At 68.0% G+C, this 9,035-nt stretch carries 10 protein-coding genes; 5 read left to right on the top strand and 5 right to left on the bottom strand.

What is annotated here, in order from left to right:
* The 4 genes from AB0J09_RS46050 to AB0J09_RS46065 all read right to left on the bottom strand — a co-directional run.
* Positions 1-186, bottom strand: a 186-nt coding sequence (locus AB0J09_RS46050) for a hypothetical protein (RefSeq protein WP_360706104.1), incomplete at its 3' end; no start/stop codon positions are given.
* Positions 187-533: 347 nt separating this feature from the next.
* Complete coding sequence (locus tag AB0J09_RS46055) at positions 534-1,361, bottom strand: SDR family NAD(P)-dependent oxidoreductase (protein WP_360706107.1); 828 nt, start codon at positions 1,359-1,361, stop codon at positions 534-536.
* Positions 1,362-1,655: 294 nt separating this feature from the next.
* A complete protein-coding gene (locus AB0J09_RS46060; RefSeq protein WP_360706110.1) occupies positions 1,656-2,996 on the bottom strand; it encodes an FAD-binding oxidoreductase in 1,341 nt (446 codons plus the stop codon).
* A 29-nt stretch (positions 2,997-3,025) separates the two neighbouring features.
* The gene (locus AB0J09_RS46065; RefSeq protein WP_360706113.1) at positions 3,026-3,502 is read right to left on the bottom strand and encodes a carboxymuconolactone decarboxylase family protein; all 477 of its coding nucleotides are present in this window, start codon (positions 3,500-3,502) and stop codon (positions 3,026-3,028) included.
* Between the two features lie 267 nt (positions 3,503-3,769).
* Between AB0J09_RS46065 and AB0J09_RS46070 the strand changes: the two genes are divergently transcribed.
* From AB0J09_RS46070 to AB0J09_RS46085, 4 genes are all read left to right on the top strand, one after another.
* A complete protein-coding gene (locus AB0J09_RS46070) occupies positions 3,770-4,654 on the top strand; it encodes an RNA polymerase sigma-70 factor (RefSeq protein ID WP_360706133.1) in 885 nt (294 codons plus the stop codon).
* A 130-nt stretch (positions 4,655-4,784) separates the two neighbouring features.
* Entirely contained in the window at positions 4,785-5,717 is a 933-nt protein-coding gene (locus AB0J09_RS46075; RefSeq protein ID WP_360706116.1) for an NAD(P)-dependent oxidoreductase, read from the top strand.
* Positions 5,714-6,637, top strand: a complete 924-nt coding sequence (locus AB0J09_RS46080) for an RNA polymerase sigma-70 factor (RefSeq protein ID WP_360706119.1) — start codon at positions 5,714-5,716, stop codon at positions 6,635-6,637. The genes AB0J09_RS46075 and AB0J09_RS46080 overlap by 4 nt, the downstream gene beginning before the upstream one ends.
* Positions 6,638-6,882: 245 nt before the next feature.
* Complete coding sequence (locus AB0J09_RS46085; protein ID WP_360706123.1) at positions 6,883-7,722, top strand: NAD(P)H-binding protein; 840 nt, start codon at positions 6,883-6,885, stop codon at positions 7,720-7,722.
* A 209-nt stretch (positions 7,723-7,931) separates the two neighbouring features.
* Here the strand turns inward: AB0J09_RS46085 and AB0J09_RS46090 are convergent, their stop codons facing one another.
* Positions 7,932-8,372, bottom strand: coding sequence for an ester cyclase (locus AB0J09_RS46090; RefSeq protein ID WP_360706127.1), 441 nt, complete (start codon positions 8,370-8,372; stop codon positions 7,932-7,934).
* A gap of 231 nt (positions 8,373-8,603) precedes the next feature.
* Here AB0J09_RS46090 and AB0J09_RS46095 point away from each other — a divergent pair.
* Positions 8,604-9,035: ATP-binding cassette domain-containing protein (locus tag AB0J09_RS46095; RefSeq protein WP_360706130.1), on the top strand; the 432-nt coding region annotated here is incomplete at its 3' end.

The following is a 9,035-nucleotide window of genomic DNA, read 5'->3' on the forward strand; positions in this document are numbered from 1 at the left end:
GGCCTGAGTGGGCGTGCTCTCCCTGGGCACGGCGGTCGCGCTGCTGGGCACGGGCGCGGGAGCGGTGCCGGCGCCCCTTGTCTCACCGCCTGCGAGGCCGCACCCCGCGAGCGCCACCAGCGTGAGAACGAGGACAGCACTGTACCGACCCGATGTGGCTCGGCGCACCATAGGGAAATTTGTCATGTCAGCCATTCTTCGGAGCGCACTTACAAGCCGATTGCCCGCAACTATCCCAGCCCTGGGATGCCGGGGCATGAGTCCGCCCTCCCGGCGGGAGGGCGGATCAGTGGGGGGAGAAGTAGGTGTCCTAGCAGGCGGGTTGTCGACGGTGCGGTGGGGCGACGGCTCGGCCGCCGGCCCGTCGGCGCATTCTTCAGCTCTTGCAAGGAAACGGGGTTGTACAGGTTCCACCAAGCAAGGCAAGGACGGCCACGGCCCTCACCCTGCCGAGGCGTACGCACGCTCCGGGGGTGGGGGCCGTTGCCCTGCTGGAGGGGGTTCCCGTGGTGTGGTCTGCGCTTTCCCGCAGGTCAGGCCGCGGAGGTGTGTCCATGAGCCTCCACCGAAAGCTCCTGCCAGTCGGCCCAGGTCTTGAGCCGGTCGGCGTAGACCTGCTGGAGCATCTGGTTGCCCTGGGTGCCGAAGAACACCCGAAGGGGCGGGTCGTCGGAGTCGGCGATCTTGAGGAGTGCCCGGCCCGCGGCGGCCGGGTCGCCGGTGTCGAGCGTCTTCGCGAACGCGGCGAAGCTCTCGCGGAGGCCGTCGTAGAGCGGGTCGGCCTCGACTTGGACGGCGCCGGCGATCGCCTCGGTGGCGTAGGAGCCGGGCTCGACCAGGGTCACCCTGATGCCGAAGCCGGCGACCTCTTGGGCGAGTGATTCGCTCAGGCCTTCGAGGGCCCACTTGGAGGCGTGGTATCCGCCGCCGAGCGGCATCGCGGAGACGCCGCCGACCGAGGAGATCTGGATGATGTGCCCTCCGCCCTGCTCGCGCAGGTGGGGCAGCGCAGCCTGGACGACCCATAGCACGCCGAACAGGTTGGTCTCCAGCTGGTCGCGCAATTCCCGCTCGGTCAGCTCCTCGACCGCGCCGAACAGGCCGTAGCCCGCGTTGTTCACGATGACGTCGAGACGGCCGAAGTGCTCCTTGGCCCGTTTCACGCTCTCGAAGACGGCGGCCTTGTCGGTCACGTCCAGTTCAAGCGGGAGCACCGCGTCGCCATAGGCGGCGACCAGGTCATCGAGGCTTCCGGTGTTGCGGGCGGTCGCGGCCACCTTGTCGCCGCGCGACAGGGCGGCCTCGACGAAGTTGCGGCCCAAGCCGCGGGAGGAACCGGTGACGAACCAGACCTTGCTCATGATTTCTTTCCGTTCTTTCTGCGATGTCGGCTACAGCAGTGAGGGCTAAGGCGGGGGGTCAGTCCGGCCGCGGGCGCGTACAGCGCCGCACGGTCCACGACGATCTGGCTGAGGGTCTCCAGGGTCGTGGCGTCGGGGCCGGCTCCGATGCGCTCCTTGCTGGTGTTGGCGGATACACCCCCGAGACGAGACAGCTCGGCGAGATGTGAGATGGACGAATGTGACGTGCGTCTCCCTGTCCCACCGCGGCGCAGACGGCGGCCCCACAGCATGTGTGAGGCCGCCGTCTTGCTCCTACTGAGGCCGGACGTTGTGGTTGCCGGCGAACAGATTGCCGGGGTCGTACTGACGCTTGACCGCCGCGAGCCGCCTGTAGGTCTCCGTTGGATAGATCGCGGCGACATCCTCCTCGGTGGCAGAGGCGAGGAAGTTTGCGTAGGCGCCGTTGACGTGAGGTGCGAGTCTCTCCCAGATCGCTTCCAGAGCAGGACGAGCGGCCTTGACGACCGGCTCCGGACCCACGGTGGTGGTCACGAACATCAACTCCGCTTGGCGATGCGCATAGGCGGTGGCGTCGTCGGGGACTCGGGATACCGCACCGCCGACGCTGCGAACGGCGATGAACGGCGACCCCTCCGATGCCCCAACCTCAGCGAGGATCCGAAGGACCTCGGACACCGATTCCTTGTCGGCAAATGCGCTTCGGGTGACAAACTGGATGCCAGGCGGCGGAGTCCCGCCATCCACGAGCGTGTCCGCATAGGGTTTCAGCGCGACATCGTCGTCGATCACCGTGCCGAGCCGGCGGATCGGGTCGATCGCCTCGGCCGCGAGCTCCGGGTCATCGCCGTCGAAGGCGACCTGGATCTCGACCGGCGCTTCGGGTCCGCCGGCGAATGGGTTGGCGAAGCTCGCGATGGATGTGAGTGCTTCGGGGGCGGTGCGGAGGTAGTCCGCCCAACTCTGGAGTACGGTGGCCGCCTCCGATGCCGGGAAGGCGATCTTGCCGTAGAAGACGTCTGTCGTCGGGTGTGCCGCGAACTCGAAGGCGGTCACGATCCCGAAATTGCCGCCGCCACCGCGAATCGCCCAGAACAGCTCCGGGTTCTCCTCCGCGCTCGCCTGCACGACCTCTCCACTGGCCGTGACCACCTCCGCGGCGACCACGTTGTCCAGGGCCAGGCCGTGCTTCCTGACCTTCCAGCCGATGCCACCGGTCAACGTCAGCCCACCGACGCCGACGCTCTTGGTGTCGCCCGAGGAGATCGCCAGGCCGTGCGGGGCCAGCGCTGCCGCGACCTGACCCCAGATGGCGCCGCCGCCGATCCGCACGAGGTGCCGTTCCTTGTCGATGATCTCCACGTTCGCGAGCTCGCTGAGGTCGATCACGACGCCGCCGTCGTTGGTGCCGAAGCCCGGAAAGCCATGGCCGCCGCCTCGTACGGACAGCGAAAGCCCTGCGCCGGCGGCGAATCTGACACCTGCTTGCACGTCCCCGACGCTCTTGGGCCGCAGGACGTAGGCCGGACTACCCGAAGCGAATATCGAGCGGCTAACCGATTCGTACTCCGCTCCGCCCGGTTCGATGATGCCGCCGCGGAAGTCACGGCGAAGGGTTTCAAGCGCTGAGCTCATGATGTTCCTTCCACACAGGAGAATCCTCGTTATCCGAACTGGCCAGGCTGGTAGTCGCCGCCGGGCAGTCGGGTGATGACGCCCAGGCGGTTGGAGGCGTTGATGAGGGCGATGAGACACACCAGGGCGGCGAGCTGCTCCTCGTCGTAGTGCTTGGCGGCATTCGCCCAGGCCTCGTCCGTGACACCACCGGCCGCATCAGCGATGCGGGTGCCCTGCTCCGTCAGCTCCAGGGCGGCGCGCTCGGCATCGGTGAACACCGTGGACTCCCGCCAGGCCGCGACCAGGTTGATACGCACCGAGGACTCCCCGGCGTGCGCGAGGTCCTTGGTGTGCATGTCGGTGCAGAAGCCGCAGCCGTTGATCTGACTGGCGCGGAGCATCACCAGATCCTGGGTCGCGGTCGGCAGCGCCGACTCCTTGATGATCACCCTGCTCGCCGAGGCGATGTATTTCATGGATTTGGCTGCGAGCGGGCTGCCAGAGAGGTTCAAGCGGGGTTCCATGACGTATCCCTCGTGTCGTTGCGTGTTGAACGAACACAAGATGCCGACGACCCGATCCTTGTGACAGCCCGGTTTCGTGACGTACGCCACAGACAGGTGGCTCCACGACGTAAGGTCATTCGGCAGCGGAGAACAAGGATTGGCTACCGTCTCGGTGTCACAAAACGGCGCGGCCCGGCGTCTCGTGGGAGTGACACAGTCGAGAGTGAAACAGGAGCCAACATGGCCGGCACGCCGCAGACCGCGCCCGAAGATCGCGGCGACGCGATGAGCCAGGACGACCGCCCGGACCCCGCCACCGAGGCGTTCCTCGCCCACCGCAACCTGCTGTTCACCGTCGCCTACGAGATGCTCGGCTCGGCCGCCGACGCCGAGGACGTCCTGCAGGAGACCTGGCTGCGGTGGGTGGGAGTCGATCTCGACATCGTGCAGGATCGGCGTGCCTACCTGGTCCGGATCACCACCCGTCAGGCGCTGGGCCGGCTGCGCACGCTCGGCCGGCGCAAGGAGTCCTACGTCGGCCCTTGGTTGCCCGAGCCGCTGCTGACCGCGCCCGACGTGGCCGAGGACGTCGAGCTGGCCGACAGCGTCTCAATGGCGATGCTGCTGGTGCTGGAGACGCTCGGCCCGACCGAGCGGGCGGTGTTCGTGCTGCGCGAGGTGTTCGATCTGGAGTACGACGAGATCGCCGAAGCCGTCGACAAGAGCCCGGCCGCGGTACGCCAGATCGCCCACCGGGCACGGGCACACGTCGCCGCGCGCCGCCCGCGCGGCGTCGTTTCCCCGGCCGAGACCCGAGACGCGCTCGAGGCGTTCCAACGGGCGGTCGAAACGGGTGACCTGCAACGCCTGCTCGACATCCTCGCGCCCGATGTCGTCCTCCTGACTGACGGTGGCGGAATCAAGCGGGCCGCGCTGGCGCCCGTCGTGGGGATCGACAGGGTGGCCGAAGTGCTGGGCAGGATCGCCGAAACGATGTCGCTGCGGCCGGCACAGGTCAATGGCTACCCGGCGCTGATTCTCCGGATCAACGGCGAGGTCGACGCCGTCATGGCGGTGCGCATCGACGAGGGCCTCATCACCGGGCTCTACGCCGTACGCAATCCCGAGAAGCTGTCGCATCTGGAGCGAGAGACCACCGTGAGCCGCTGAGCCAGGTAAGGCCGGGAACAGCGCGCCCGACGATCTTCTCCCAGCTGCTTTCCGTCCGCATGTCACAGATGGCCGGGCTGTCTCGTCTCGGGTTTCGAAGACAGGTTCTGGGATCGAGAAGGTGATGGTCATGCGGGTGTTCGTGGCTGGGGGGACCGGGGTTTTGGGGCGGCGGCTGGTGCCGCAGCTGGTGGCCCGGGGTCACCAGGTGACGGCTACGACGACGAGCGCGGCCAAGTTGGGCTTGGTTGAGCAGCTGGGCGCCGAGGCGGTCGTGATGGACGGACTGGATGCGGTGTCGGTCGGTGAGGCGGTGGCCAAGGCCCGGCCGGAGGTGATCGTGCACCAGATGACCGCGATTTCCGTGGCGCACGCCGGCAAGCCCGATATGAAGCACATGGATCAGTGGTTCGCCGGCACCAACCGGCTGCGCACCGAGGGGACGGACCACCTGCTGGCCGCCGCGGAGGCGACCGGCGTGACCAACTTCGTCGCGCAGGGCTACGCCGCTTGGAACGGCATCCGTGAGGGCGGCTGGGTGAAGACCGAGCAGGACCCTGTGGACCCGATGACGGGGACGCCGGCGGAGCCTGGGATGACGGCTGTCGGCCATGTCGAGGACGTGGTCGTCAAGGCCGGCGGCGCGGTCCTGCGATACGGCTGGTTCTATGGGCCGGGCGCCACCGACGACCTGGTCGAGCCCGTGCGTAAGCGGCAGTTCCCGGTGGTCGGGGGTGGCGCCGGCTACTGCTCGTGGGTGCATCTGGACGACGCGGCGAGCGCTACCGTCCTGGCTGTGGAGCAGCAGGCGAGAGGTGTGTTCAACATCGTCGACGACGAACCGGCCCCGGCCAACCAGTGGCTGCCCTACCTGGCCGCGTGCGCGGGAGCGAAGCGGCCGATGCGGGTCCCCACCTGGCTGGCCCGGCCGCTGGCCGGGGAAGTGGCGGTGACGATGATGACCGAGGGGCGCGGCTTCTCCAACGCCAAGGCCAAGCGGGAGCTCGGCTGGGAGCTGCGCTACCCCTCCTGGCGGCAGGGCTTCAAGGAAGAGCTGGCATGACCCGCGCCGAGGAGTTCGAAGACCTGCGGCCGCTGCTGTTCTCGATCGCCTACCGGATCCTCGGCAGCGTGAGCGAGGCCGAGGACGCGGTCCAGGAGACCTGGCTGCGCTACCAGGCCTCCCCGACCCAACCCGCCTCAGCCAAGGCATTCCTCTCGGCTGTGGTCACCCGGATCTCCATCGACGTGCTGCGCTCGGCCCGCGTCCGGCGCGAGGAGTACGTCGGGCCGTGGTTCCCCGAGCCGCTGCTGACCGACCCCTACCAGGACCCGGAGCGCTCGGCGGAGCTGGCCGACTCGCTGTCGATGACGGCCCTGCTCCTGCTCGAACGGCTCAGCCCGCTCGAACGCGCGGTCTTCGTGCTGCGCGAGGTGTTCGGGTTCGACTTCGGTGACGTCGCGTCGGCGGTGGGGCGCTCACAGGCGGCGTGCCGCCAGCTCGCGATGCGGGCGCGCCGCCACATGGACGCGGGCCGGCCCCGGTTCGAGGCCGACCGCAAAGAGCGCGAGGAACTCGCCGAGCGATTCTTCGACGCCTTCAGGGAAGGGGACGTCGACGGGCTGCGGGAGTTCCTCGCCGCCGACGTTCACATGGTCAGCGACAGCGGCGGCAAGGCCCCGCAATGGGGCACGGGCATCTTCGGCGCCGGCAACGTGGCCCGGGCGCTCGCCGCCCTCGTCTCGCCGTTCGCCCAGATCGGCGGCGTCGTGGAGCCACACCAGGTGAACGGCCAACCGGGCGCGATCTTCCGCGACAGGAACGGCAAGGTCCTCAACACCTGGACGCTCGACATCCTCGACGGACAGATCCAGGCAATCCGCACGGTACTCAACCCCGACAAGCTCGCGCACGTGGGTCCGGTGGCGGACGCCTGGGCGGTCGTCCGCGAGGCGACCCGGGCCCGCCGGCCCACGAACTGACCACAACCGCCGCCGGCGCTCCCGGACCTGGTGTGCCGGTAACGAGGCTGTCCTGAGCCAGACGCATTTGCTCCCGCACAGCTCCGCACTGGCGGCTGCGCGGCCACAGGCCCGCTTCCTTGAGGCATGGCCGGATATCGCCGCCCGCATAAACCACGCGAACGCATCGCCAGCCTGGCCCCCCCCCGAACAAAGCCCACGCGTCGATAACCAGCCCGAAGAAAGAAAAGAAGGAGATCTCAACTGTGATCCTGGTAACCGGTGGCACCGGAAACGTCGGTGCCAACATCGTCCGCCAACTGCTCGACGCGGGCGAGAAGGTACGCGTCATCACCCGCAATCCCGGCGACCGTTCCTTTCCGGACGAGGTCGAGGTCGTGCCCGGCGACCTGACCCGACCGGAAACCCTGGCGGAAGCGCTGTCCGGCGTCGACCGGGCATTCCTGTTCCCCGTCTTCAACGCCGTCGACGGATTCCTCGAAGCGGCGCGGAAAGCGGACCTGCAGCATGTCGTGCTGCTGTCCTCATCGACCGTCACGTTTCCCACGCCTGGGTGGATCGGCGAACAACACCTGCGACTGGAACGGGCCGTAGAAGCGTCCGGGTTGCCCTGGACCTTCGTGCGCCCCGACGCGTTCATGACCAACGACCTTGTCTGGGCACCCCAGATCATCAACGGGGGAGTTGTCCGCGGGGTGTACGGCAATGCCGCACTCGCTCCGGTCGACCCGCGCGACATCGCCGCGGTCGCCGTACGCGCCCTTCTCGATCGGCGTGTCGGCGAGGCATACCTACTCACCGGACCCCAGTCGCTGACCCAGATCGACCGCGTGCGGATCATCGCGGAGACGATCGGGCGGCCGCTGCGGTTCGAGGAGCAACCCCGAGAACAATTCCGGGACCAGATGCTCCTCCACGGAATGCCCGCTCCAGTGATCGATGAGCTCATCGATGGGTTCGCCGCGAGGGACGGCAAGACCGCGCAAACAGTCCCGACGGTCAAGGAAGTCACCGGCCGGCCAGCCTTCACCTACGCACAATGGGCCGCCCACCACACGGCCGACTTCGGCTCGACCCCGGCCTGACGGCGCCTCCCCGGATGTGCACCTTTGGGCACATCCGGGGCACGTCGCGAGAACAAGCCTCCGGCCGGCGGCCGGCGCCCTCGCCGCCGCTCTGCGATCCATGCCGACCTCCGTTCCACGCCTCGGCCTCGCTCGCCGGTACGACGGCCACGATGTCGGCCGGCAGGTCATGCGCGGGGGTGACGGACCGGTGGTCGTGCCGTAGGCGGCTACGTAGAGGCCGCCTTGAGCTCCAAGCCGAAGCCGAGTTGGCTGTACAGCTCCAGCTGATCGAAGTATTCGCGATGCGAGATGATCTTTCCGTTCTCGACATGAGCGGCGCATGAGGCGCGGAGGGCGATGCGGCGGCCCGTTCCTTCTATCTCGCGCCCATCCGGCAGAAGAACAGGTCCCGTGTGGGTGGCGGTATATGTCCATTCCGTGATGGCCGGGTTGTCGCAATCAGCGAGCTCGAACCACGCCGTCGCGTGAAAGTCCGGGAATCCCCTGAAGAGGTGCTCGTAGACCCAGGCGATCTGCTCATGTCCTTCCGCGATGCCTGATGGCGCGATGTAGACAGCGTCCGGACTGTAACAGTCGAGCACTCTCTGCAGGTCGTGAGCGTTGATCGCGTCGGTCAGCCGGTGTTTGAGGTCCCAGTATGTCGACATGGGAGACACCTAAGTGGATCGAGGCAAATATCAATCTTTACGCCCCCACGCTACCCAGCGAAAAGTCAGCCGCCGGTTATCGCTGCGTCAGTTGCGGACCATGGCCGGTCCGGGCCGACCGTGCGATCGCCGGGTGGAGGGGCGATTTTGCCCAACGTTCGGCTGCGCGCCCTCCCAAGGCCAACCGCGATCTCTAGGTTCCTGCTGTAGATCAAGCTTAGGGAGACCGACATGCACAGGCCCCCCGCAGTCCGGGCCCGCGGGATTACGAAGTCCTTCGGTGATATGATCGCACTCGACGGCGTCGACCTCGACGTGGCGAGCGGGCAGGTCCACGGCCTGGTCGGCCCGAACGGCGCGGGCAAGACGACGCTACTCGGTCTGCTGCTGGGCCTGGCGGTCGCGGACAGCGGCCGCCTCGAGATCCTGGGCACGCCGGTTGGGCGGACGCTCGCCGTCCCCGACGGCGTCGCGGGCTTCGTGGACGGACCCGGGCTCTATCCCTCGCTCAGCGCGCGGCAGAACCTCTCGGCCCTGGCCTCACTGCGCCGGTACGAAGCCGGGCGCACCGCCGACGTGGACGACGCGCTGGAGCAGGTCGGGCTCACCGACGTCGCCGACGACCGGGTCCGGGGCTTCTCGCTGGGGATGCGCCAGCGGCTC

The organism is Nonomuraea sp. NPDC049784 (assembly GCF_040659615.1).
Lineage (GTDB): Bacteria > Actinomycetota > Actinomycetes > Streptosporangiales > Streptosporangiaceae > Nonomuraea.